The following is a 23,139-nucleotide window of genomic DNA, read 5'->3' on the forward strand; positions in this document are numbered from 1 at the left end:
TCTTGCTGAGCTCAACGGCCATCAGCTTGAACTCCTTGTCAAATCTTCTTCTCTCTTGTGACATAGCGTTAAGGTATTAAATTTTCGCTTAACTTAATGTCCGGATAAAGGTAGCAACTCCAGGGGAGCCTGCTACTACGTTAGCAAAAGTATAAACTCTGTAGCTTCAGGTTAACCTCCCTTCTACCAAGATCCTTTCAGGATGACAATGAGGAATGACAAAATTATTGAGAAGGCAGAAGAAGCAGTAAGTATAAACTCCCCTCCTTGGATTAGTGAGAACGCGAGTTCGAAACTAACGAGCGTAGCTCTGAGGGGCAGGGGTGGTTGGGCCCGGTACTGCAAAACTCCTAAACCCTCTAACTTTTTAACTCTCTAACTCAAACTATCTTCCCTTGAACTCCGGCTTGCGTTTCTCTACAAATGCGTTCATGCCTTCGGTTTGGTCTTCAGAGGCGAAGCAGAGGTAGAAGTTCTTACGCTCAAAGTATAAGCCTTCGTCGAGGTTGGTTTCGAAAGAGCGGTTTACAGCTTCTTTGGCCAGCTTAGCTGCCACCGGCGACATCTGTGCTACTTCTGTAGCAAGTTTAAAGGCTTCGTCTAAGTAAAGCTCTACGGGTACTACGCGGTTTACCAAACCGTGCTTCTCAGCTTCGTCGGCACTCATAAACTTGCCGGTAAGTACCATTCCCATCGCTTTCGCTTTGCCGATGGCTTTGGTCAGTCGTTGGGTACCGCCTGCTCCGGGCATTACGCCGATTTTAATTTCCGGCTGGCCGAACTGTGCAGTCTCTGAGGCCACGATCATGTCGCAGGTCATGGCCAGTTCGCAGCCGCCACCCAATGCAAAACCTGAAACGGCAGCAATAATTGGTTTCTTCGTTTTGCGTATCTGGTCCCAGGTAGAGAACTGGTCAATGTTGAGCATGTCGATGGCAGTTTTGCCGGCCATCTGTTTAATATCGGCGCCAGCTGCAAAAGCCCTTGCATTACCGGTTATGATAATGGCGCGTACCTCATCGTTCTCATCGAGTTCTTTTAAGGCATCGCGCAACTCACCCATCAACTGTAAGTTTAAAGCGTTAAGTTCTTTTGGTCTGTTTAGCTGGATAAGTGCAACATGTGGTTGCGCCTGTGGGGTTACAAGTATAAATTCCATGGGTTTTATTTTGTGATCAGCATTGATGAAAGCCTGAAGTTACGGCTTTTAGCTTAACCATAAAAAAAGCCCATTAAAAGGGCTTAGAATATTAGATGGCAGATTCGTCGGAGTTTCGTTTTTTAACCACCTTATGGTACATATCCTGCTTTGATTGATCATCAAGGTCATCTGTGGCTGGCTGCGGATAATTCTGTGTGTTTTTTGCATTGGCTGGCAACGCTGATTCGTTACTCCTCAAATAAACGCCTGTAAGTAACAGAGTGAACAGAAGTATAAGTTTAATTACGAATGTGGGTGTAAGTTTTTCAGCCGTTTGCATACTTCAGGTTATGAGCTCAATTTCACAGGCTTATCTATACGCAAAGTAAATATAAAGTTTTAACATTATTGTTAATTTAAAAGTGTAAGTTGGAAAAATTAAATTTAGTGTTTCAATTATAAGTACTTTGTCGATTGCATTATTTTAGCGTGATACAATCTGAAAAGTAGTACGAGTGCGTTGCTCTAGTAATATTTCCTTATCTGTAGTTATTTTATTTATACTATCAGCGCTATAATTTTTTATTGTGAACAGGTGTAAACTTGTATTATAGTGTATCACAAACTGGTCTTGTAGTGTCTGGACAAGGCGTTGCAGCCTTTCCTGGTTGTAATCAGTGCAGATGGAAAAGGATATAGCCGAGTTCTGCATCAGGTTGATTTTTAGGCGCAGTTCCGAAAGCGCATTGAATATAGTACCCATGTTCTTTTCAGAGATAAACGTAAAATCTTTTACGCTGAAAGAGATAAGGCACTGGTTTTCTTTGATGATATATGCTGGTGAGATAACCTCAAAACGGCAATCGCATATTTTAGTCCCTTCAGCTCCCGGATCCAGGAATGATTTTACGTAAAGCGGAATAAGCTTGTTAGCCAGGGGTTTTATAGTTTTCGGATGTATAACGGATGCACCGTAATAAGCCATCTCCACAGTTTCCTGATACGATATTTCAGGGTAGCGCACTGTGTCTTTGAAGTACTTTGGGTCAGCGTTAAGTAGTCCTGCTACATCTTTCCAGATATACATGGCATCAGCGCCTAAGCAGTAAGCAAAAATAGCAGCACTAAAGTCTGAGCCTTCGCGGCCAAGAGTGGTGGTTAAGCCATTATTGGTACCCCCCAGAAAACCTTGCGTTACTACCAGTTGGTCCTGCAGTATTTCGGGCAGATCGCGCTTTATGGTGCGTTCGGTCCAGTTCCAGTCTACCTTGCCCTCGCGCCATGTATTATCTGTCTGAATGTACTTCCGGCTATCTACCCAGGCATTGTTTAGCCCCTGTTCCTGTAAAAAGTAATGAAGTATAACAGAAGAAAATAATTCGCCGAAACTTACGATCTGATCGTAGAATTTATCGTAAGTAGCCCCGGATGGAATCGTCTTTAGGTGATGGTGTAACTGCGAAAACAAGTGCTCAAGGCGCTCATGAACTGGGCTATCTCCGCCGGGAAACAACTCTTTTGAAATCTGTGTATGGTAAGCCTGGCATTGCAGGTACTCCTGCTCAAAATCGTGCTGCTTATATGCCAGGTTAAAAATATGCTCCAGTGCATTTGTGGTTTTACCCATAGCCGATACAACAACTAAAAGCTGCTTGTCGCCGCCATAGGTCCTGATAATGTGTGCTATGTTACGGAATGCTTCGGCGCTTTTTACGGATGCACCACCAAACTTGTATACTTTCATCCAGATAAGGTACGTTTGACGTAAAAATATGTATACTTCATTATATTAACTAAAATTGATACTTTTGTACCAGGTTAAATCTTTACTTTATGAATGACAAACTGGCGTTACCTGTAGGCACCACCCTTGACAGGTTTATCATGAGAAAACAAGAGGATTTCCCTTATGCCACAGGGGAATTGTCTCAGTTACTGCGCGATATAGCGCTAGCGGCAAAAATTGTGAACAGAGAGATAAACCGCGCCGGATTGCTGGATGTAACGGGAGCCTATGGCAACCAGAACGTACAGGGCGAAGAGCAGCAGAAACTCGATGTGATTGCCAATATTCGTTTTATCAGGGCGCTACGCAATGGCGGTGAAGTTTGTGCCATTATCTCTGAAGAGGAAGAAGATATTATCCAGACAGGCAACACCAAGGGAAAGTACATTGTAGCCATGGACCCTTTGGACGGTTCGTCTAACATTGATGTAAACGTATCTATCGGAACTATTTTCTCTGTTTACAGAAGAACATCTGAAACTGGATGCGACGGAACATTAGAGGATTGCCTGCAAAACGGAACCCGCCAGATAGCTGCCGGTTATATCGTTTATGGTTCATCAACCATGCTGGTTTATACTACAGGCCACGGTGTGAATGGTTTTACCTATGAGCCATCGTTAGGAGAGTTCTTTTTATCGCACCCGAACATTGTTACGCCGCGCACAGGCAAAATTTACTCCTGCAACGAGGGTAGCGCTAACAGCTTTCCGGATGGCGTTAAAAACTACCTGAACTATTGCAAAGAGGAAGGCTATTCCGGACGTTACATCGGCTCGCTTGTGGCAGATTTTCACCGCAACCTGCTTAAGGGCGGTGTTTATATTTACCCTGCCACTGCTAAGGCGCCTAACGGCAAACTTCGCCTGATGTATGAGTGTAACTCGCTTGCCTTTATTGTAGAGCAGGCAGGCGGCAAGGCCAGCACAGGTACTAAGCGTGTTATGGAGATAGAGCCTACAGAACTGCACCAGCGTTGCCCACTTGTTATAGGCTCTGCTGAAATGGTTGAAAAAGTAGAAGAGTTTATGAAAGCGGAGGCGCTGGTTAGCTAAGAGCTTTTAGTTAAAATATAAGAGTGAAAGGGCAGATAGCTAAAAAGGTTTTCTGCCCTTTTTCTGTTTTAAGCCCAATGCCTTAAATCGTTACAGGAATTTGAACGCCCTACTTATTTAACAATTCAAAAATCATTTGCCGCTATACCTTTGGCGTAGTTCGGCTTTCTGTAGTTCGCGCTTAAGTATAAGTTTGGCAATGCGTTCGGCTATCAACTCGGTGTCATCGGCTATCATGGCTTCTTTTACGGCCTGCTCATCCACATCTATGCGGTAAAGAATTTGCAGCAGCTTTTGAAAATCGTTGTTTAAAAGGTGCAGTATTGCCCGGGATAGTTTATAGCGCAGGGCCTCCAGGTTGGATACAGTAAGGTTATCTACTTCAAAAATGCTTTGCAGGCGGGAAGTGGCGCTGGAAATAATAGCAGGAGAATATTGCATGCTGTAAAGTATAAAAAGGCTTGCAAGATACAAAACAGAACGCCCTCCTTTGCGGGAGGGCGTTGTAAGTTAAGGCAGCTAAGGTTATTCTTTATCTGCTTTTGGTTTTTTAGGTTTTGCTTCTGCTGTTTTTTCTTTTTTATCAGCAGTGGCCTTTTTTGCCTTTGGGGCTTCTTTTTCTTTCTTGTCAGCTGCTGCTTTTTTCTCCTTAGGAGCTTCCTGCTCTTTTGCAGCTTTCTTTTCTGCAGCAGTTTCTTTTTCTTCTTCAGCAAAGCCTATATGCTTGTTTACGATCAGGTACCATGCAGCCAGCTTTTTCATATCGGAGGTGTAAACTCTGTCCTCGTCATAGTTTGGCAGCACGTCGCTCATAAACTTTTTGTAATCCTCGTTGTCTGGCTTCTCGCTAAGCGGCAACTTGTCGCCATACTTCTTATGGATGCGCTCAAATACCTCGGCCAAAGGCACAGTGCCCTCTTCGTCGGTGGTGTAAATAGAGATCTCATCCAGAATAGACATGCGGTGGCGTGCCTGCGCAACAATAGTTCTTGGAGTATCCTCCAGGCTCTGCACGATAACACCTGTACGTGTTGGCTTTACAATCTGGTAAAGGCCGCTCTGGCCGGATATGGCCGCAACTTGTCTTAAATCAATAGGCATAGTAAAGTATAAACTGTGTTTTTATAGTTTAAACATAATCGGAATACTGGCATTTACTGCAAAACCCGGTGCATTAAACTTAAGCAGTCGCGTTACACGCAGGGCTTCTTCGCCGGTACCAGCACCAGCATTGCGCAAAATCTTGAAGCCTTGCATAGAGCCGTCTTCGTTCAGTGTAAAGCTAATAATGCAATCTCCCTGCACGCGGTTACGTTTAGCCAGCGCCGGGTAGTTAAGTTCTTTATAAATGGCTTTATACATAGCCTCCACGCCGCCTTCGTAAAACTCGGCTACTGGCGGTGTTTTGGCTGGAGTCCATACTTTTGGTTCTTCGGTTTGTGCCGTTTCAGCTTTTGCCTCAGTGCTCTGTGCCGACACGGTTAATGTCGCGAAAGCAAACAAAATAAATAAAAACGATAATTTGGTTTTCATAAGGGTTAATTTAAAATATTCTACTTTCAGGTGGCTATGCCACGCGTTCAATTGCCAGATTATACTTAACGTCAGGAGTTTTGGTTTTGCTGCTGCACCTGTACATTTATCTCTTCAATATAATCCAGTATCTCGTCTTTGCCAATTCGCTTTTCAGCAGAGGTCTTGAACATTAGAGGCAGCTCATCCCATGTTTCGCTCATTTTTCTGGCAAAGGCCGATACGTTTGCCTCCGTTTTAAGGGCCGACTGTTTATCCAGCTTCGTGAACACGATCACAAACGGCACTCCCATTTTACCCAGGTACTCTGTAAATTCAAGGTCCTGTTTCAGGGGCTCGTGCCGCGAGTCGATCAGTACAAATACGCATGTAAGGTTTTCGCGCTTCAGAAAATAATAGTTGATCATCTTGCGCCACTTCTCCCGCGACTCTTTGCTTACTTTTGCATAACCGTAGCCGGGTAAATCCACAAGGTACCAGCTATTGTTAATTAAAAAGTGATTGATAAGCTGCGTTTTGCCAGGTGAAGATGATGTTTTAGCCAAGCCCTTCTGGCCTGTCAGCATGTTTATCAAAGACGACTTTCCCACGTTTGAGCGACCAATAAAGGCATACTCCGGTTTGTCTGGTGCCGGGCATTCCTCCACTTTGGTGTTGCTCATCAAAAACTTTGCTTCCTTTATATCCATGCGTAAATTCTGTATGCTTTACCTCCTCATTAATATTTTCTTAGATTAATGGGAAAGCTTTATTTTTGCTAACTTAAGCTGCTCTAAGGTCTTATGCCTTGTCTGCACCTCAAAGTTACGCTTATTTTTTCAAACATGAAGTTATCTGGCACTAACATGGGCTCCAGGCTTAGTATAACGACAAATCTGTTGTTACAGTATCTGCTTAAATTTCCTGAAAAGGCTGTGCTGCGTGTATTAGGTATAAGTATAGTATTGCTTGTTTGCAGCGCGGCTGTACCAGGGGGCGAGGCAAAGTATATACGCCGCGCTGATGTGGCCTTCGACCTGGAGAACTATACGTTAGCCCTGGAGCTGTATAGTAAAGCGCTGGAGATAAATCCTAAAAACCTGAAGGCAAACTACAAGGCAGGCTATTGCTACATGGAGCTGCACGAGCCCAAAAAAGCCAAAGTATATTTTAAAAAAGCGTTTGATATTACTCCAACCTTCTCAGATTACCTCATTCTGCTTTACCTGGCCGAAGCCCACCATCAGGATTACGACTTTAAGGAGGCCCGCCAATACTACCAGCAGGAAATGTCCCGTACGCCACGCACCGACAGGCCTTATATACAGTTTCTGCAGAAGCGGATAGATGAGTGTGCTGCCGGCGCCATACTTGTAAATAAGCCCTCCGTGGCCGAAGTGGTAAACCTGGGCAGAAGTATAAACACGTCCTACTCTGATTACATACCGGTTTTTATGCCCGGGGATAGCACCATGCTGTTTACCACCCGCTACCGGTACCCGGATAAGAATGGCTTGCTTACGGATGAGGAAAAGCTAAAATACGCGCGGCTTGGTGCTAATGGATGGGAAGAAACAATACTTGCCTACGGCACCTTCAAAAACCGCAATGGACATGGTTTGGTTAATATAGGGCCGCATGGCAAAAAGCTTTACACGTTTCATACTACAAAAGGGCTTCATGTATCTGAGTTGGAGCAGGGGGCGTGGGGAGAACCGCAGCAGCTGGGATATCCTTTTAATGAGGGGAAGCTTAATGTTTCCATTTTTATTACGCCAGATAGGAAATATGCTTTTTTTTCCAGCGACCGCGCAGGAGGTTTGGGTGGCCTGGATTTGTATGTAACGGCCAGGCAGCAAGATGGCTCCTGGGGGCCGGCCCTTAACCTTGGCCCTAATATAAACACTGCATTCGACGACGATGCGCCTTTTGTTGATCCCGTAACCCATACATTATACTTTAGCTCGCTGGGGCATAACAACATGGGTGGGTTCGATATTTTCAGCAGCCGGCTTGAGAACGGAGAGTGGAGTGCGGCGCAAAACCTCGGTTACCCCATCAACTCAACACACGACGATTTATACTTTGTACTTAACCGCAACCGCACCAATGCCTTTTTATCTTCTAACAGGGCAGGGGGCTTTGGCGGCAAGGATATTTACCAGGTTTTGTTTCCTGTTGATTAAGGGGTAGGACTTCCTTATTAATTATCTTAAATTGTGAAATACTTCCCGCTTATGATGTACCTAACTCCAGGTCCACTCCTTAGAGGAATATAGCTGCTTCATTCTCCGATTTCTGGCGCGGGAATTCTTCCCGTGTTCTACTAATGGTGTCGGGTTTGTAAGCCGACTGGGCCGGAGGTCCAAATTATAGCCAGTTACGAGTTTCCAGACCTTATCCTGTTCCATGTCTTTTTCAGATTTGGCCTTTCCAGGATGGTCAGAACCAAGAGTAGTCTGCAACTATTCCCTTAAGGACAAGTGAAAATGGGGGTTCGAAACTTGAGACCAAGGGTCAAGAGGAGAATTTACACCTGCAGACTAATCAGTTTTTGCTGCAAAGGTGCTCCTCTCTTTAGCTTTACACTCCTGCGGTCCCCTCAAGGGGAAAATTCTACTAAAAAAGGGCTTATTACAGAAATGTTATGGAATATGAGAAGGCTACAGGTTGGCGGCATGGCTCTAGAATTTGGTAGCCTGCTTTCCTGTTGCAGGTAGCTTGCATCTACTTTAACAATCAAAGATAACATATCAGCGCCAGCAGGCATACTGGTAGTAATTATGGTTGACTTTTTTATGGTGGCAAGCTTTCCCAAACCAACTTTTTATACTTTGAAGCTAGTAACTTAAACCACAGCAGGTTAATTTATCTTAGATAAAAGAAATTCTAATATCATAATTTTTATATATTTGCGTTAATGTCAATTTTATATGAGTTATATTATAAATCTGATTAGCGGCAGCTCGTTTATCTCAGTCTGTTGTTATGCAGGTGTGCAATTGATTGAGATGAAAGGTGCCAATAACATATACTAAATTTAATATTGACCGTATAGAAGCAAGTATTAAGGCTAATACTGCCTGAAAAAATAAATTATAGAGCCTCTTTTGACCAGTAGAGTACGAACTTAAATAAACAAAATATAACAAACCCTTTACCATATGAGCCATCTAGCCAAATCGTTATCCCGGTTCTCGTTGCTGCTAGTTTTCCTGTTCCTGTTTGCTGCTTCAGTTTCAGCGCAGAGCACCAGAAAGCAAATGCGTACCGCGAACAAGTTTTTTGAAAGAGAAAACTACCGGGAGGCAATTCCATTTTACGAGCAGGTACTGGCAAGCGATCCCAACGACGCAAAGGCTTTGTACCGGGCCGGTATCAGTTACATGACATTCGATAAAGAAAAATCTGCAGATTACTTATACCGTGCTCAAAAACTTAAGCCAAACGTAGACCGTGACATTGAATACTGGCTGGGCCGCACAGATCATATTAACTATCGCTTTGATAGCGCCATAGATCATTTCCAGAAGTATCAGAAAGAGATACCGCGCAGAAACGAGGAGCGCCGCGAAGAAGTAGCTCAGCTGATACAGCATGCGCGCAATGCAAAGAAAGAGGTAGCCAACCCGAAAGATGTTTTCGTGAAAAACATGGGTGGCACTGTTAATACAGCCTACTCTGAGCACAGCCCGGTTATTTCTTCTGACTTTAACTACCTGCTGTTCACGTCAAGAGGCGAGAAGGCAACAGGTGGCAAGGCTGCCCGTGATGGCGAGTTCTACGAAGATATTTTTGAAACAAGAAGAATAGGTGATGATGAGTGGGAGCCAACCCGAATAGTACCTGGCGCACTAAACAGCCCTGGTCATGATGCATCAATTCAGCTATTTGATAACGATACCAAAATGCTGCTTTACTCGTCTGTTAACAATGGCGATATAATGGTTTCTGAACGTCAGGCCGATGGCAGCTGGGGTGCTCCTAAAAGCATCAGTGACAGAGTAAATACCAAGGATTTTGAGTCTGATGCGTACATCACGCCAGACGGAAATACTTTGTTTTTCTCTACAAGCCACTACTCAGAGAACGGCGACCTTGACCTGTATGTAGTGCAGCGCAACAAGAATGGCAGCTGGGGTACTCCGAGAAGCTTAGGTACTACCATAAACTCGCCCTTTGATGATGACAGCCCTTACCTGGCCAGCGACGGAACTCTGTTCTTTGCCTCTAGAGGACACAACAGCATGGGCGGATACGATATCTTCTCTGCTAAATTTGACTCTGTGGCAAGACGCTGGAGCCGTCCTGTAAACCTGGGTTCACCGATCAACACCCCGGATGATGACACGTATTATCGTCTTGCACCGGATGGCAGTTATGCTTACCTGTCGTCTTACCGCATTGGCGGTTACGGCGAAAAAGATATCTACACAATCAACTATATCCGCAATGCCCAGATTAAAGGCCAGGTGTTCTCCAAAGTAGACAGCACCTTGATCCCTGGGGTGGAGCTGATATTTAACTCAACGCAGGCCGATAAGCGACCAATATCTTACCGCGATGTTACAAAGCCAGACTCTGCTACTTATGCAGTGCAGGTGCTGTCAGGGCGTATGTACCAGGTGCAGGTTTCGAAAGATGGAAAATTGATCACGACGGAAGAGGTAGAAGTGCCTATGTCTTTGGATGATACAACAAGTGTTACACGTAACTTTTACCTTGATTATGTTGACAAAGACGGTATCAAGCCTGGCGTGACAACAACTGGTAAGTTTGCAATGCAAAACATCTATTATGATACTGATAAGTATGAGTTACGCCCGGAGTCTATCAAAGAGCTTGACAACATTGTGCGTATACTTAAGCAAAACCCTGAAATCAACATCAGCATAGAAGGCCACACCGACTCACGTGCCAGCGACCAGTATAACATGACGCTTGGTGAGAACCGTGCCGGTGCAGCTTACGATTACCTGGTTAAGCAGGGCATTTCGCCAAGGCGTTTGGTTACAGTTAGCTACGGCGAGCGCAGACCTGCTGTGGCCAACGACTCTGCCGAGAACATGCAGCTGAACAGAAGAACCATGTTTAGAGTAATTCCGCGCGAAGGCGACAGCCAGCAGCAGAACCAGCAGCTGAATAACCAGATGAACAAAAACTAAGAGAAAGGCCTAAAAAGGCTGTATTATACTATCATCTTAAACAGGCCAGACCAATGTGTTTGGCCTGTTTTTTTATATTTCGGAACATAAACTGCGGATTATAGTTTTAGGAACAGTATTTTTGCCTTATTACACTTTACATTTAACCCATGGCGGTAGTACCCTACAAAGACCAGAACGACGACAAAAAATCGCAGGTGGCTACAATGTTTAATAACATTGCCGACAAGTATGATTTCCTGAACCATTTTTTGAGTGCTGGCATCGATATTATCTGGAGAAAAAAGGCTGTTAGCCTGCTTGCTCCCGAAAAACCTAAACAAGTATTAGACATAGCTACCGGCACTGCCGACTTTGCCATCGAAACGCTGCGCCTGAACCCTGATAAAATTGTGGGAGTAGACATCTCGGAGGGTATGTTAGCCGTAGGACGTGAGAAGCTGATAAAAAAAGGGCTCACGAATAAGATCGAGCTGAAGTATGGCGACTCAGAGAACCTGCCATTCGGGGATAATACCTTTGATGCGATTACCGTAGCCTTTGGCGTGCGCAATTTCGAGAACCTGAAAAAGGGCCTTTCGGAAATGAACCGTGTGCTTAAGCCGGGTGGTACGGCCGTTGTGCTGGAGTTTTCGAAGCCGCGCAGCTTCCCGATGAAACAACTGTATCAATTTTATTTTAAGAATATACTACCGGTAGTAGGTAAGATCGTTTCAAAGGATAATGCTGCGTATACGTATCTGCCCGAGTCAGTACAGGCTTTCCCGGACGGCAAGGACTTTATCAGCATTTTTGAAGAAGTTGGATTTAAGAACACTAAATGGCATTCACTCACATTCGGCATCAGCTCGATTTACACAGGCAAAAAGTAGTTTTCTTTAGCTTTATGCTATGTATGCTGCTTAGCAGCCAGGCAGCACAGGCTCAGAAAAAGATAAAGCAGCAGAACAAGCCAGGCTACGACGATAAAACCGTACACTATGGTTTTTACCTGTCTATGCCCATTACAAAGTATAACATACAGCACTCCCAGGAGTACGCCGACCAGTTGGCTAACGATCCGGGTGGGGCAGGCACGATGTCTGTAAACGCCAAAGTATCGCCTGGCTTTTATACTGGCCTGGTGCTGGATGTGCGCCTGGCCGAGTACCTGAGTGCCCGCTTTGTGCCAGGTGTGGGGTTTTATGGCCGTTCTATAGAGTATGCAAATGCTCCACAGGAAAGCGGTGAACGCCAGGATGTGGTAAAAACCATCAGTTCTACCATGATTGAAATGCCGCTTTTGCTAAAGTATAAAGCCAAGCGCCGCACTAACTTCAGGATGTACCTGGTAGGCGGTATAAAGCCTGGCATAGACCTGGGTAGCACCCGCAGCGGCGACGATAACACAACTGAATTGCTGGTAGATAACTTTGACTTAGCTGTAGAGTATGGCTTTGGCGTGGATATCTTTTACCCGTTCTTTAAGTTTGCTCCTGAGATCCGGTTTTCGCACGGCCTACTAAACCAGCATGTGCCCAACGAGAGCCTTTACAGCAACAGCATCCAGAAGCTAACAAACCACAATGTTTCATTTATACTTTTCTTTGAGTAAAGAATGACCAGAACTGCCCTTGTTACCGGCGCTACCTCAGGCATTGGCCGCGCCACCGCCATAGAGCTAGCCAAAAAAGGATACCAGATTATTGCTGCCGGCCGTCGCGAAGAACGCCTGGAGGAACTGAAAGATATTATTACCGATGTGCCGGTTTATACTATGGCGTTTGATGTACGTGATAAAGTGGCCATTGAGGAAGCCATTGATTCGCTGCCAGAAGCCTGGCGGCAAATTGAGGTATTGGTAAACAATGCCGGCAACGCGCATGGGCTTTCTGCTATTCAGGATGGTGATGTTGATGATTGGGATGCCATGCTGGATATTAACGTGAAAGGCCTGCTGTATGTAAGCCGCGCCGTATTGCCCCTGATGCTGAAACACGGGAAAGGCCATATTGTAAACATCGGCTCCATTGCAGGCAAAGAGGTTTACGCAAACGGTAATGTATATTGCGCCTCTAAATTTGCTGTAGATGCCCTTTCTAAAGGCATGCGCTTGGACTTAATAAAAGAAGGTATAAAAGTATCGGAGGTAAACCCGGGACTAGTAGAAACAGAGTTCTCTGAAGTGCGCTTTAAAGGCGACAAAGACAGAGCCGCTACTGTTTACCAGGGCTACCAGGCGTTGCAGGCCCAGGATGTTGCCGAGCTTATCAGTTTTATAGTAACACGCCCTCCCCACGTAAACCTGGCCGAGGTGCTTATACTTCCGGCTGCCCAGGCTTCGGCTACAACGGTGGTGAAGGAGTAAGTATAGCGAATTTATAAAAGCTCCGGCCCCTGATTTATAATTCAGAGGCCGGGGCTTTATACTTTTTATACTTTGAGTTATTACCTTAATTTACCGAACCTGTAGCTAAAAGCAAGGCTGTACTGGCGTATTATGGTAAATGATTCCCGGAACTGATAAAATGATGGATTAACAAGCTCAGAGGTATTGCGCCTTTTTTCCTGAAACGGACTTCTTACATGCAGGCTTATACTTGCTTTGTCGTCTTTCAGGAACTGTTTGTTTATAGAAATAGAACTCCAGGTATAGCCATTTGTATTACCCTGTAGTAGTATATTAGGCGAGTTGTAATTTAGATTGCCGCTCGCCTTCCATTTCTTGCCAAATCGATAATTCATAGATACTCTCATGCTATATGTAAAACCCTCGTTGGTTTGAGGCCTGCCTTCCAGCATACTGGTATAAGTTATATAGCTAGTTCCGGCGTTAAGGTTAAGGCTTAGTTTTTTAGAAAATGTGGTATTACCGGTTAGCATTAGCCCATTATTTCTACTCTGCCCTATATTGCCAAAAGTAGAACGTGCAACAGAGTCGTTGCCAAGGGTAGTAATCTGCTCAATGGCATTGTTGGTAAAAGTATGAAAGACGTTAGCGTTTAAGGAAGTGGTTTTAAAAAAGGTGCTATACTCAAGCTTCAAAGTATGGCTTGTTGCCGGCTCCAGATCAGGGTTGCCAAAGCTTATGTTCAACGGATCTGTTAAGTCTATGTAGGGATCTAGATAGTATAGACCGGGCCTGCTTATGCGCTGGTTGTAGGATAAGTTGATTCTGCTGCTTTCCTTTAGCGAGCGGGAAAGCGTTACGTTAGGGAAAAAGCCGCGGTAATTTTGCTTAGCTTTTGTACCAGTAGAAAGGAAGTTTACATCAAGTCTTGTTTCTTCAATTCTTATGCCGCTTCTAAGCCCCCATTTCCTCATATTAAGGTTTAAAGAAATATAGGCAGCGTGGACATCCTGGCGGTATTTAAAGCTGTTACTTATGCTCGGGTCCAGCAAGTAGGTTCCTGTCTCAGCATCGCGGTTTTTATAGAAGTAGTTACTGTTGTTTTCTTCAAAAATCGATTTCAATCCGAACTCAAGCAATTGTTTTCCAATTGGTTGTGCATAGTCAATCTGTAAGTTTTTTTCGTTGGTTTCATCTTCATTATTTGTAGTGCTTTCACGGGTTGTATAGTTAAGCAGCGGTTTAAGTATAAAATTGCTGGTGCTGTTATTGGCACTGTTAGTAGAAGCAAAAGAAATGGAAAGTAACTGTTGGTCGTTTTTCTTAAAGCTGTGCTCATAGTTCAGGGATATATCCCGGCCAGTTCCCTCACCATTACCATGATTCAGGTTCAGGTACGATTTAGTAAGTTTATTTGTAGCGCCGTACTGCTCTACCAACTGCGTGGATTTGTTTGTGCTGTTGCTGTTATACTGGCTAAGGCTAGCGGTAAACACATCCTGTGAGCTAAGCTGGTAACTTAACTCCCCGCTTATGTTCTGCGTTCTGCTTTTGCCGCTTCGCTCGCTTGTTTGCTCCAGCCTGTTGCGGTTAATCAGGTCGTTACGGAGAAATGTGCTACTGTTAGTGGGGCTTTCAGAATATCTGTGGTTATAGCGCCCAGAAATGGAGATCTTGCCTGCTGTTGCACTCAGAAACGAGCCTGCAGTGTAGCCCTGTGGGGTTTCTGCGCTTAAGTTAACAGCACCATTATACCCACTAATGCCTTTTTTATGGGTAATGATATTGATAATACCTCCAACTCCGGATGCCTCATACTTGGCAGACGGAGTTGTGATTACTTCTATCTTTTTGATAGAACTGGCAGGCAGCGTTTTTAAGATATCGCTTGGATCACCTGCAAAAAGAGCGGAACGTTTGCCGTTAACCTGTATCTGATAGCTGCTATTCCCATTCAGCTGAAGTTTATCTTCGGCATCTACAGTAAGGTAAGGCACTTTTCGTAGCATGTCCAGTGTGTTTAGTGCGTTAGCATCGGGGTCGGCTTCTACATTATAAATAGTCCTGTCAAGGCTCTGTTCTATAAGTGGCTTTAAGGTTATTACATGTATTTCTTCAAGTTCTTTAGCTGTAGAGGTAAGGGTAATAATGCCAAAATTTATTGAAGATGAGGACGAATTAGGGAAGGGTATAGTCCTGGTTTTATAACCAACGTAGGAAAGAATAAGTTGATACTGCTGAATGGGGAGATCATTTATGATGAAAACGCCATCTTCCTGTGATAGTGTGACCGTAGTTGGCTGATTCTGCCCGATTTCTCTTACAGCTACTGTTACATAACCCAGAGCTTCCAATGTTGTGGAATCTGCTACTGTACCTTTAATAGTCTTGATTGAAGAAATGGTTTGTGCAGAGCTGATTATAATACAAAAACAGCACAGAAGCGCTGTTAACATATTTCTTTTTGAGAATATATACTTTAAGTTAGGCATGTATTAAGCAGTTGCAAAGCCATCAGCTTAACTTCTGTTGATATAGAAGTAAGGTTATGAGTAAATAGAAATATGTTTTTAAGCCCAAGAATTATTCCTGGACTTAAAAAACATAGCATTTTTAAAATGTAAGCTGATCTAAAAATGCATTTAAAGAAACAGGCTTGCCATTAATCAACAGAGTTAAGCTTTGAACATCGTTTATTGTAACTCCATTCTCCCAGTCATTACCGCCAGTAGATTTACATCCGCCATCAATAGTAACGCATACATTCTGTACTATCACGGCACCATTTGTTGCCTCAAGAGGTTGTGGTGGCCCTGTTACATCAATTAGTTGTCCCGGAATATTTTTCGTAGGATCTTGTTTATTTTGCCCTTTATTGCTGCAATTTGATGTAGCATCAACTACAGCTGAAAGTTGTGCTTCTACCGAGCTTGCATTTCCGCAACCAGTAACGCGAGCATAAACTACACAAATAGTGTATGAGCCATCGCTATTGTAACCACCCGAAAGAACAACATCAGCCTTATCTGGATTACTGATTTTAGGATTAGCTTTCTGTGCATCGGCATTACCAAATGCAAACAGCGCCACCAGCGCAATTGCGAAACTTAAAAATCTTGTTTTCATAAGTATAAAAATTAATGTTTAAAATTATTATTTGAGGTCTGTTTAGGGTAAAGTATTTCCAGGCCAATAAATAGTGTTATTGGAAAATGGCTAAAGAAAATTTCTGACTTAGTACCTAAGCAATTAAAGGAAGAGGCTTGTTAAAATTGCATGATAGACTACAGCAGGCTTAAATATTAGGCTACCATGCTGACACTGATAGCAACAGCTATACTAATGATCTGAATGCTTTTTTAATTTAAATCCAATCTACTTTAAAGTTAAATTTATTAGAAGGAGGACACCTTTAGAGCTGTTTAGCCTTACTTTATTATAAGTTTAAACATCAGGTGTTGTGGGATCTAATTAAAGATTTTAGTAAAGTATTTGTTGTAACTCAATTATTTTGTCCGTTTCACTCTCTGTGAACTAACTATATACAATACGTTATCGAATAGTATTTAATTGGTAATAACTTTAAAACTAAGTAGTTTCAGTATAGCTGCTGGTAAACGCACTATAACTGAGGGTGTATAAATACGTTTGTAAACTTATATAAAATAATGATATATTTATAAATTACACTCCATGAAACGACATCTTCATACAGAATTTAGATATTAGTAAGTAAGGAATTTGCATACTAATCCAGATAATACCTCAGCAGCCAACCCTCGGCATCAAACTCTTTAGCAGGCAGGTCGTCGTTAATTTTTACAGACGTATGCTTGTCAACATGATAGGTGTTGCTGTAGGTAGAGTCTGTTATGTATACTTTCTTACCCAGCTTACTTTCTCCGGCGTCAAGCTTGTATGTATCAGCCCCGGCGCCTCCCCAGATCTGAATTTTAATATTTGGTGTAACAGTTCCTTTGATATAAAAGTGGTCATCGCCGTTAAGGCCGTATAATTTAACTACCTTAGTTGTTGTGGAGTTTACGATTCGGCTACTAATCAATTGCTGCACTTCACCCTCTTTATCAGTTTTATAGATTTCCACTTTGATCTCATCCTCAGAAATTACCTTCACATTAAACTGTTCGTGCTTATCTGATCCTACAAGTACAACCTCTTTGGCAAGTACACCAAAATAACGACTGGAAATACTATGCAGCTGGTCTCTTCTGTTTTTTAGCTTTTCCAAAGTTGTAGGGCCGGTTAATGCGTATATGTTTTCCGGCATAGCTCGCATGGCTTCTTCCAGCACTTCATCTGTCAGGGAGGCATGTACGCTGTCAGTTACTTCTTTCCAATCCTGCCACTCCAGGTCTGCCAGTATAAGTTCGTCGAGGTTGCGGCCACTCAGGTTCAGTTTCTCTACCTGCTTCAGGTTTTTGCGGAATGTTTGGAAGTGGGGCTTAAAACCAAGGCGCTTGAAGAACCAGGGTATAAGGCCATCTTCAAATTTATAGTATGCATTATCGCGGTCGCGGGGTACTGCTTTGTAAGTATAAGCATTATTGCCATATTCAAACTCGGCCCATCGCCAGTTACCCTCGTGGCGACTCCAGTCACCAACCAGCATATCGAGCAGGCGGGCCCGCAGGTAAAACCGCGCATCAAACCGGGAGTCGTTATCGGTGAGGCGCTCTGTTATGGCCGAACGGGTACTTTTAACATTAGGCGCATATCCCAGCAGCGGGTTTTTTGACTGGTCTCCGTCTGGCCTGCGTTCTAATAATGCTAAAGTACCGCCAATACTATCGCGGTAGGCACCCAGGCGTGGGTCGTGCGGCACGTATACCAACTCTGGCTCTACATAGTAAATACCAATGGCTTTGGCCATGGGCGGTATGGTAAGGGCACCATAGGGGTTAGTGGCAGAAGTAGCATCTCGTACAATATAGGCCAGGTAACTGCGCTGCATTTTCTCAGAGAAAATACTGGCCGGCTCTTTATCTACAGATCGCACCACATACTCTATACCTTCAGGGTTTTGCATACGCATGTTAATAGTTTGCCGGCTGCCACCCATTTGCAAAGGGATTAAACCGCCTTTTGCCGTACCAATATCCAGTACTTTTGCCTGCACCGGTGTTTTCCAGAGATCGCGGTAGTGGTCGCCGTAAAAAAAAGTATGAATCGGGCCTCTGTCGTAATGCTTTCCTGCGGCCAGTGTAATAGTGCTGTCGGTGTAGTTATGGGCATTGGCAGCAGCAGCAGGCGGTGCTGGTAGCTGCTGCACCGTATGTATAAACCGGTTACTGCAACCGCTGGCAATCAGCAGAAAGATCAGTGACGCGGCAATATGGTATATAAGGGTTTTATTCATAGTTATTCGTGTAAGCTTAAAGTATGCCTGCCCGTAACATAAGCTGATATCGTGCCTATCAGAAGCCTTCGCGGTCAAAGGCATGCAAGCGTACATCGTTTTTGCGCTTGTCTTTTGTAGTGGGGCCTGCTTCAAGTTCTGTTCCGCGTCTGGTGTCATAAACCCAGGTTTTCTTGCCCCCGTTTTTCACTTCTGATGTATCCTTGATCTCGTCCTCACCACGGCCTCCATAGATCTTTATTTTTATACCCTGATTTACTTTGCCGCTTATGTCAAACTTGTCATCTTCGGCGAGGCCATGCAGGGTTATTAGTTTTGTTTCGGAGCGGTAGAACGTACGGCGGTATATTACTTTATCATCCGATTCACGCCTCACGATCACTTCTGTCCTTTCGTCGTCCAGTCGATTTACTTCAAATTTATCCTCCAGATCTGTGCCTACTACCAAAACCTCTTTGGCCAGGAGCTCATAAAACTCATTAGCAGCTTCGGGTAGTTTGTTACGCCGGCTTATCAGCTTTCTTTTTGTGGTTTCGCCTACCAGTTTATAAACAGAGTCCGGAAACTGCTGCACGGCCTTTTCTATTACATCATCGGTGATGGACTGCTGCAGTTCACGGGCCAGTGAATCGAACTGCGCGCGTGTTACCTGGCTCAGTGCCCTTTCGTCTATAAACCTGGAGTTGATCATCAGCGCATACACATCGTTATACTCATCGTCAAAAGACTTGAACTTGCGTATAGCCCAGCTTCTGCTGAATATCCAGGGAATGATGCCGTCCTGAAACCTGTAGAATACATTGTCGCGGTCTTTTGGTATTGGGCGGTAAATGTTTTCGCCTTTCTTCTCATACTTTGCCCATTCCCACTGGCCCTCGTGCCTATCCCAGTCGTGTACCAGTATATCGAATAAGCGGGCTTTTGCAAATGCCAGTTGGTCTATAAAGTGATCATCATCCTCGTAGCGGTTTTTAAGCACTTTGCCAGAACTTACAATATCGGTTGCATTACCCAGCGCCGGCGTTATGGCGCGGTCGTCGTTATACTTTTCTTCAATAGCAAAAAGCCTGTCGCTAAATTCCTCTTCGTGCTCACCAAATCCATTGGCATTTGGCCGTACATACACCAGTTCGGGAGTGGCATGTGGTATACCGGCTGCTTTGGCCATAGGCGGTAATGCCAAGGCTCCATAAGGGTTTATGGCTGATATCTGATCGCGCAGGATGTTAAGCACAAAGGTGTTGCGCCAGAATTTTGGCAACACTTCTTTCGGGTCTTTATCCAGGGAGCGCAGGGCATAGGTAAAGCCTTCTTTGTCTACAAGCGTAAGGCTGGTAGTCTGGAAACCTCCTCCCAGCTTTTCTATCTCCAGACCTCCTTTTGTAGTATCCATATCAAACACAGGCACTTTAACCGGCGCATTCCAGACGGGCCGGTAATGGGTGCCCCAGAAAATGCGGTGCAGAAAACCTCTTTTATAATGCTTGCCTGCTTTTACAACAACAGAGTCAACAGCTTCCGGATCCAGTTCAAGTTTCTGGCGTACTTCAGGGTTTACCAGCGGAGTTTTGGCAAAGAAGTTTTTGCGCACGCACCCTGTAGCGAGCAGTACAGCCATTAAAAGTATAAAATGCCCCAGGCGTATATTCATATTATATTATGTATTCCAATTGCTAGCCCTATCTAACGTATTTTATTTATAATGTTTTCATGTGAATGGCTACAAGCTTTAAGGGAAAAGTATAAATAGCTGTGTAAGGGTAGTGTAACTATAGAATGAAGCATACCTACGGTGCAGCTTCTTGTTTTGGTAAACTTGGAAGAGTGCTGTCAATAGTGTAATAGCATCAGGATTTAAAAAGGAAAAGGCCTGCGTTGGTGCGCGCTTGCAGTTCATGTCATGTATCACAACTTTTCCGGAATGGGCGATAAACCAGAAGCATTGTCTCTATAAGTGCAGGGGTGTTTCATGCTAATCATTTGCCTTTGGGGCAGTGGCTTTCGGAATGTGCGTTTCTGGCCGCTTTAATTTTTTTCCATGGGGCACAGGTGGCGGGATGCCACCAGATAGCTCAGAAATCCTTGACCAGTGCGTTTCTACGTTGTTCGTAGCCACCTTAAACAAAAAGCCCCGACCAGATATACCGGTCGGGGCTTTTTATACTTTAAAGTATAGCTTAAGCTACTTCTTCTTTATTACGCATGCGGTTACGCTCATTCTCGTCTAAATAGATCTTGCGCATACGCAGGCTCTTAGGCGTTACCTCCAGGTACTCATCCTTCTGGATATATTCCATGGCTTCTTCCAGAGAGAAGTTCTTGGCCGGAGCGATCTTGGTGTTGTCATCAGAACCGGAAGCACGCATGTTTGTCAGCTTCTTACCTTTCTGGATGTTCACTGTGATATCGTTCTGGCGGTTGTGCTCACCGATTACCTGACCCATGTACACGTCGATACCCGGATCAACGAAGAACACGCCTCTGTCCTGAAGTTTATCGATAGAGTAAGCAGTACCAGGACCAGTTTCCATAGAGATGATAGAACCGTTGTTACGCCCAGGTATGTTGCCTTTGTATGGCTCGTAGCTCTGGAAACGGTGGTTCATGATGGCCTCACCGGCTGTTGCAGTCAGTACGTTGTTACGCAGGCCAATCAAGCCACGCGCCGGAATATTGAACTCCAGGTGCTGCAGGTCCCCCTTAGGCTCCATGATAGTAAGTTCACCTTTACGCTGCGTTACAAGCTCAATTACTTTACCAGCTGTTTCTTCCGGAACGTCAACTACCAGGTGCTCGATTGGCTCGTGGCGCTGGCCGTCAATTTCTTTATAGATTACCTGTGGCTGACCTACCTGAAGCTCATACCCCTCACGGCGCATGGTTTCGATAAGTACAGACAAGTGCAGGATACCACGACCGAATACTAAGAAAGTATCTTCACGGTCAGTTTCCTGTACGCGCAGGGCCAGGTTTTTCTCAGTTTCTTTGAACAGACGATCACGCAGGTGACGTGATGTTACGAACTTACCCTCTTTACCGAAGAAAGGAGAGTTGTTGATCGTAAACAACATGTTCATCGTTGGCTCGTCGATAGAGATACGCTGAAGTGGCTCCGGATTCTCCGCATCAGCAATAGTATCGCCAATGTCGAAACCTTCGATACCTGTTACAGCGCAAATTTCGCCGGCAGATACTTCCTGAACTGTTTTCTTGCCAAGGCCTTCAAATATCTGAAGTTCTTTGATCTTTCCTTTTTTGATAGTACCGTCTGCTTTGCAAAGCGCGATCGGCATACCTTCTTTTAATGTTCCACGGTGAACGCGACCAATCGCGATACGGCCCACAAAAGAAGAATAGTCAAGCGACGTGATCTGCATCTGCGGCGTACCTTCACGGTAAGGAGCAGGAGGGATCACATCAATAATAGCATCCAGTAATGGTGTGATGTTGTCGGTTGGCTGCATCCAGTCGGTGCTCATCCAGCCCTGCTTAGAAGAACCGTAAAGCGTTACGAAGTCCAGCTGGTCTTCGGTAGCATCCAGGTTAAACATCAGGTCGAACACCTGCTCGTGCACCTCATCAGGTCGGCAGTTTTCTTTATCTACTTTGTTTACAACCACAATCGGCTTCAGGCCAAGCTGAATAGCTTTACCAAGTACGAAACGTGTCTGTGGCATGGCGCCTTCAAAGGCATCTACTAAAAGCAGTACACCATCAGCCATCTTAAGTACACGCTCTACCTCACCACCGAAGTCGGCGTGACCAGGCGTGTCTATGATGTTGATCTTAACGTCTTTGTAACGAACCGACACGTTCTTAGAAACGATCGTGATACCACGCTCGCGCTCCAGGTCGTTGTTGTCCAGTATAAGGTCGTCAAACTGCTGGTGCTCTGCGAATAGCTTAGAAGCATGGATGATCTTGTCCACGAGCGTTGTTTTGCCGTGGTCTACGTGTGCGATGATCGCAATATTTCGAATATTTTGCATTGAATAGGTTTTTCGAGCCGCAAAGGTACAAAAAAGGCTTCAGACTTTTAGTAGTTCGCTCGAAATAAACAGGTTATGATACTATTAATTTTAATTAACCGGCATTTTTACCGGCTTATGGGCAAACACAGACAGCTTATACTTTGTTTCATAAGCACTTAAGAATTTTAATATCGGTTAAAGCCAAGTAGGAAGTATGGCCGTAAGTATACCTATGAAAGTAATCTATTTTATTCCATTGGTTGTCTTGCTCAGCCAGGCTGCCTGCACCCAGCAAGACAAAACCACAGACCTTGATTATACCACAGCCACTAGTGGGCAGGAGCCACTGCCAGACTATGTGCGCCAGGCACTTAACAGCGAAACCCTGGAAGATACAGTGATGCACACAGAAGAGGAATGGGGTAAACTACTAACAAAGGAGGAGTACTATGTACTACGCGAAGATGGCACCGAACGTGCTTTCGATAATGAGTACAACGATAACAAGAAGGAGGGTATTTACTATTGCGCTGCCTGCCACAACCCCATGTTTACTTCCAACACCAAGTTTGATTCCGGCACCGGCTGGCCAAGTTTTTACGCGCCTATTTCTATAGAGCGGGTAAAGGAAGTAGAAGACAGGACAATGGGTATGGTACGAACCGAGGTAGAGTGCGCACGGTGCGGCTCTCATATCGGACACGTTTTTCCAGATGGACCTGAGCCCACAGGCCTGCGCTACTGCCTTAATTCCGTGGCCCTAGATTTTGAGGAACGTAAGTAAGGTGAGTTGTTAGTTAGTA

Annotated in this window: 19 protein-coding genes; 7 read left to right on the forward strand and 12 right to left on the reverse strand. The window is 44.5% G+C overall.

The features are described from left to right. Positions 1 to 385: 385 nt before the first annotated feature. The 3 genes from K0O23_RS19085 to K0O23_RS19095 all read right to left on the reverse strand — a co-directional run bounded on the left by K0O23_RS19085 (position 386) and on the right by K0O23_RS19095 (position 2,885). The gene (locus K0O23_RS19085; RefSeq protein WP_219879059.1) at positions 386 to 1,159 is read right to left on the reverse strand and encodes an enoyl-CoA hydratase-related protein; all 774 of its coding nucleotides are present in this window, start codon (positions 1,157 to 1,159) and stop codon (positions 386 to 388) included. A gap of 91 nt (positions 1,160 to 1,250) precedes the next feature. Then, positions 1,251 to 1,481, reverse strand: coding sequence for a hypothetical protein (locus K0O23_RS19090; protein ID WP_219879060.1), 231 nt, complete (start codon positions 1,479 to 1,481; stop codon positions 1,251 to 1,253). A 144-nt stretch (positions 1,482 to 1,625) separates the two neighbouring features. After that, entirely contained in the window at positions 1,626 to 2,885 is a 1,260-nt protein-coding gene (locus K0O23_RS19095) for an aspartate kinase (RefSeq protein ID WP_219879061.1), read from the reverse strand. Between the two features lie 89 nt (positions 2,886 to 2,974). Between K0O23_RS19095 and fbp the strand changes: the two genes are divergently transcribed. Next, positions 2,975 to 3,982, forward strand: a complete 1,008-nt coding sequence (fbp, locus tag K0O23_RS19100) for a class 1 fructose-bisphosphatase (protein ID WP_219879062.1) — start codon at positions 2,975 to 2,977, stop codon at positions 3,980 to 3,982. Between the two features lie 132 nt (positions 3,983 to 4,114). Here the strand turns inward: fbp and K0O23_RS19105 are convergent, their stop codons facing one another. The 4 genes from K0O23_RS19105 to yihA form a co-directional block, all read right to left on the reverse strand. Beyond that, on the reverse strand, positions 4,115 to 4,423 hold the full coding sequence (locus K0O23_RS19105; protein WP_219879063.1) for a hypothetical protein: 309 nt from the start codon (positions 4,421 to 4,423) through the stop codon (positions 4,115 to 4,117). A gap of 84 nt (positions 4,424 to 4,507) precedes the next feature. Then, the gene (locus tag K0O23_RS19110; protein ID WP_219879064.1) at positions 4,508 to 5,083 is read right to left on the reverse strand and encodes a DUF5606 family protein; all 576 of its coding nucleotides are present in this window, start codon (positions 5,081 to 5,083) and stop codon (positions 4,508 to 4,510) included. A gap of 21 nt (positions 5,084 to 5,104) precedes the next feature. Continuing rightward, positions 5,105 to 5,515, reverse strand: coding sequence for an energy transducer TonB (locus tag K0O23_RS19115; RefSeq protein WP_219879065.1), 411 nt, complete (start codon positions 5,513 to 5,515; stop codon positions 5,105 to 5,107). A gap of 71 nt (positions 5,516 to 5,586) precedes the next feature. Beyond that, positions 5,587 to 6,204, reverse strand: coding sequence for a ribosome biogenesis GTP-binding protein YihA/YsxC (gene yihA, locus K0O23_RS19120; protein ID WP_219879066.1), 618 nt, complete (start codon positions 6,202 to 6,204; stop codon positions 5,587 to 5,589). A gap of 135 nt (positions 6,205 to 6,339) precedes the next feature. Between yihA and K0O23_RS19125 the strand changes: the two genes are divergently transcribed. The 5 genes from K0O23_RS19125 to K0O23_RS19145 all read left to right on the forward strand — a co-directional run bounded on the left by K0O23_RS19125 (position 6,340) and on the right by K0O23_RS19145 (position 13,006). Next, on the forward strand, positions 6,340 to 7,680 hold the full coding sequence (locus K0O23_RS19125) for a tetratricopeptide repeat protein (protein WP_219879067.1): 1,341 nt from the start codon (positions 6,340 to 6,342) through the stop codon (positions 7,678 to 7,680). A gap of 978 nt (positions 7,681 to 8,658) precedes the next feature. Continuing rightward, a complete protein-coding gene (locus tag K0O23_RS19130; protein WP_219879068.1) occupies positions 8,659 to 10,659 on the forward strand; it encodes an OmpA family protein in 2,001 nt (666 codons plus the stop codon). A gap of 149 nt (positions 10,660 to 10,808) precedes the next feature. After that, positions 10,809 to 11,531 (forward strand): bifunctional demethylmenaquinone methyltransferase/2-methoxy-6-polyprenyl-1,4-benzoquinol methylase UbiE, encoded by a 723-nt coding sequence (gene ubiE, locus K0O23_RS19135; RefSeq protein WP_219879069.1) that lies wholly within the window; start codon positions 10,809 to 10,811, stop codon positions 11,529 to 11,531. A gap of 23 nt (positions 11,532 to 11,554) precedes the next feature. Continuing rightward, a complete protein-coding gene (gene porT / locus K0O23_RS19140; RefSeq protein ID WP_246597224.1) occupies positions 11,555 to 12,253 on the forward strand; it encodes a type IX secretion/gliding motility protein PorT/SprT in 699 nt (232 codons plus the stop codon). Between the two features lie 3 nt (positions 12,254 to 12,256). Continuing rightward, positions 12,257 to 13,006, forward strand: a complete 750-nt coding sequence (locus K0O23_RS19145) for an SDR family NAD(P)-dependent oxidoreductase (RefSeq protein WP_219879071.1) — start codon at positions 12,257 to 12,259, stop codon at positions 13,004 to 13,006. Between the two features lie 80 nt (positions 13,007 to 13,086). Here K0O23_RS19145 and K0O23_RS19150 read toward each other — a convergent pair whose 3' ends face one another. From K0O23_RS19150 to typA, 5 genes are all read right to left on the reverse strand, one after another. Next, positions 13,087 to 15,480, reverse strand: a complete 2,394-nt coding sequence (locus tag K0O23_RS19150) for a TonB-dependent receptor domain-containing protein (protein WP_317195716.1) — start codon at positions 15,478 to 15,480, stop codon at positions 13,087 to 13,089. Between the two features lie 121 nt (positions 15,481 to 15,601). Beyond that, positions 15,602 to 16,114 (reverse strand): hypothetical protein, encoded by a 513-nt coding sequence (locus tag K0O23_RS19155; protein WP_219879073.1) that lies wholly within the window; start codon positions 16,112 to 16,114, stop codon positions 15,602 to 15,604. 622 nt (positions 16,115 to 16,736) lie between these two features. After that, entirely contained in the window at positions 16,737 to 18,365 is a 1,629-nt protein-coding gene (locus tag K0O23_RS19160; RefSeq protein WP_219879074.1) for a hypothetical protein, read from the reverse strand. Between the two features lie 58 nt (positions 18,366 to 18,423). Continuing rightward, entirely contained in the window at positions 18,424 to 20,016 is a 1,593-nt protein-coding gene (locus K0O23_RS19165; RefSeq protein WP_219879075.1) for a hypothetical protein, read from the reverse strand. A 526-nt stretch (positions 20,017 to 20,542) separates the two neighbouring features. Further along, positions 20,543 to 22,354: a translational GTPase TypA gene (gene typA, locus K0O23_RS19170; RefSeq protein WP_219879076.1), complete on the reverse strand. Its 1,812-nt coding sequence runs from the start codon at positions 22,352 to 22,354 to the stop codon at positions 20,543 to 20,545. A 214-nt stretch (positions 22,355 to 22,568) separates the two neighbouring features. Between typA and msrB the strand changes: the two genes are divergently transcribed. Then, the gene (msrB, locus tag K0O23_RS19175) at positions 22,569 to 23,120 is read left to right on the forward strand and encodes a peptide-methionine (R)-S-oxide reductase MsrB (RefSeq protein ID WP_219879077.1); all 552 of its coding nucleotides are present in this window, start codon (positions 22,569 to 22,571) and stop codon (positions 23,118 to 23,120) included. Positions 23,121 to 23,139 lie beyond the last annotated feature (19 nt).

Origin of the sequence: Pontibacter aydingkolensis (assembly GCF_019443125.1) — a bacterium.
GTDB classification, from domain to species: domain Bacteria; phylum Bacteroidota; class Bacteroidia; order Cytophagales; family Hymenobacteraceae; genus Pontibacter; species Pontibacter aydingkolensis.

Coding starts and splice junctions, on each gene's coding strand:
- K0O23_RS19085 (WP_219879059.1), bottom strand. CDS start 1,159: ATGGAATTTATACTTGTAACCCCACAGGCGCAACCACATGTTGCACTT.
- K0O23_RS19090 (WP_219879060.1), bottom strand. CDS start 1,481: ATGCAAACGGCTGAAAAACTTACACCCACATTCGTAATTAAACTTATA.
- K0O23_RS19095 (WP_219879061.1), bottom strand. CDS start 2,885: ATGAAAGTATACAAGTTTGGTGGTGCATCCGTAAAAAGCGCCGAAGCA.
- fbp (WP_219879062.1), top strand. CDS start 2,975: ATGAATGACAAACTGGCGTTACCTGTAGGCACCACCCTTGACAGGTTT.
- K0O23_RS19105 (WP_219879063.1), bottom strand. CDS start 4,423: ATGCAATATTCTCCTGCTATTATTTCCAGCGCCACTTCCCGCCTGCAA.
- K0O23_RS19110 (WP_219879064.1), bottom strand. CDS start 5,083: ATGCCTATTGATTTAAGACAAGTTGCGGCCATATCCGGCCAGAGCGGC.
- K0O23_RS19115 (WP_219879065.1), bottom strand. CDS start 5,515: ATGAAAACCAAATTATCGTTTTTATTTATTTTGTTTGCTTTCGCGACA.
- yihA (WP_219879066.1), bottom strand. CDS start 6,204: ATGGATATAAAGGAAGCAAAGTTTTTGATGAGCAACACCAAAGTGGAG.
- K0O23_RS19125 (WP_219879067.1), top strand. CDS start 6,340: ATGAAGTTATCTGGCACTAACATGGGCTCCAGGCTTAGTATAACGACA.
- K0O23_RS19130 (WP_219879068.1), top strand. CDS start 8,659: ATGAGCCATCTAGCCAAATCGTTATCCCGGTTCTCGTTGCTGCTAGTT.
- ubiE (WP_219879069.1), top strand. CDS start 10,809: ATGGCGGTAGTACCCTACAAAGACCAGAACGACGACAAAAAATCGCAG.
- porT (WP_246597224.1), top strand. CDS start 11,555: ATGCTGCTTAGCAGCCAGGCAGCACAGGCTCAGAAAAAGATAAAGCAG.
- K0O23_RS19145 (WP_219879071.1), top strand. CDS start 12,257: ATGACCAGAACTGCCCTTGTTACCGGCGCTACCTCAGGCATTGGCCGC.
- K0O23_RS19150 (WP_317195716.1), bottom strand. CDS start 15,480: ATGCCTAACTTAAAGTATATATTCTCAAAAAGAAATATGTTAACAGCG.
- K0O23_RS19155 (WP_219879073.1), bottom strand. CDS start 16,114: ATGAAAACAAGATTTTTAAGTTTCGCAATTGCGCTGGTGGCGCTGTTT.
- K0O23_RS19160 (WP_219879074.1), bottom strand. CDS start 18,365: ATGAATAAAACCCTTATATACCATATTGCCGCGTCACTGATCTTTCTG.
- K0O23_RS19165 (WP_219879075.1), bottom strand. CDS start 20,016: ATGAATATACGCCTGGGGCATTTTATACTTTTAATGGCTGTACTGCTC.
- typA (WP_219879076.1), bottom strand. CDS start 22,354: ATGCAAAATATTCGAAATATTGCGATCATCGCACACGTAGACCACGGC.
- msrB (WP_219879077.1), top strand. CDS start 22,569: ATGAAAGTAATCTATTTTATTCCATTGGTTGTCTTGCTCAGCCAGGCT.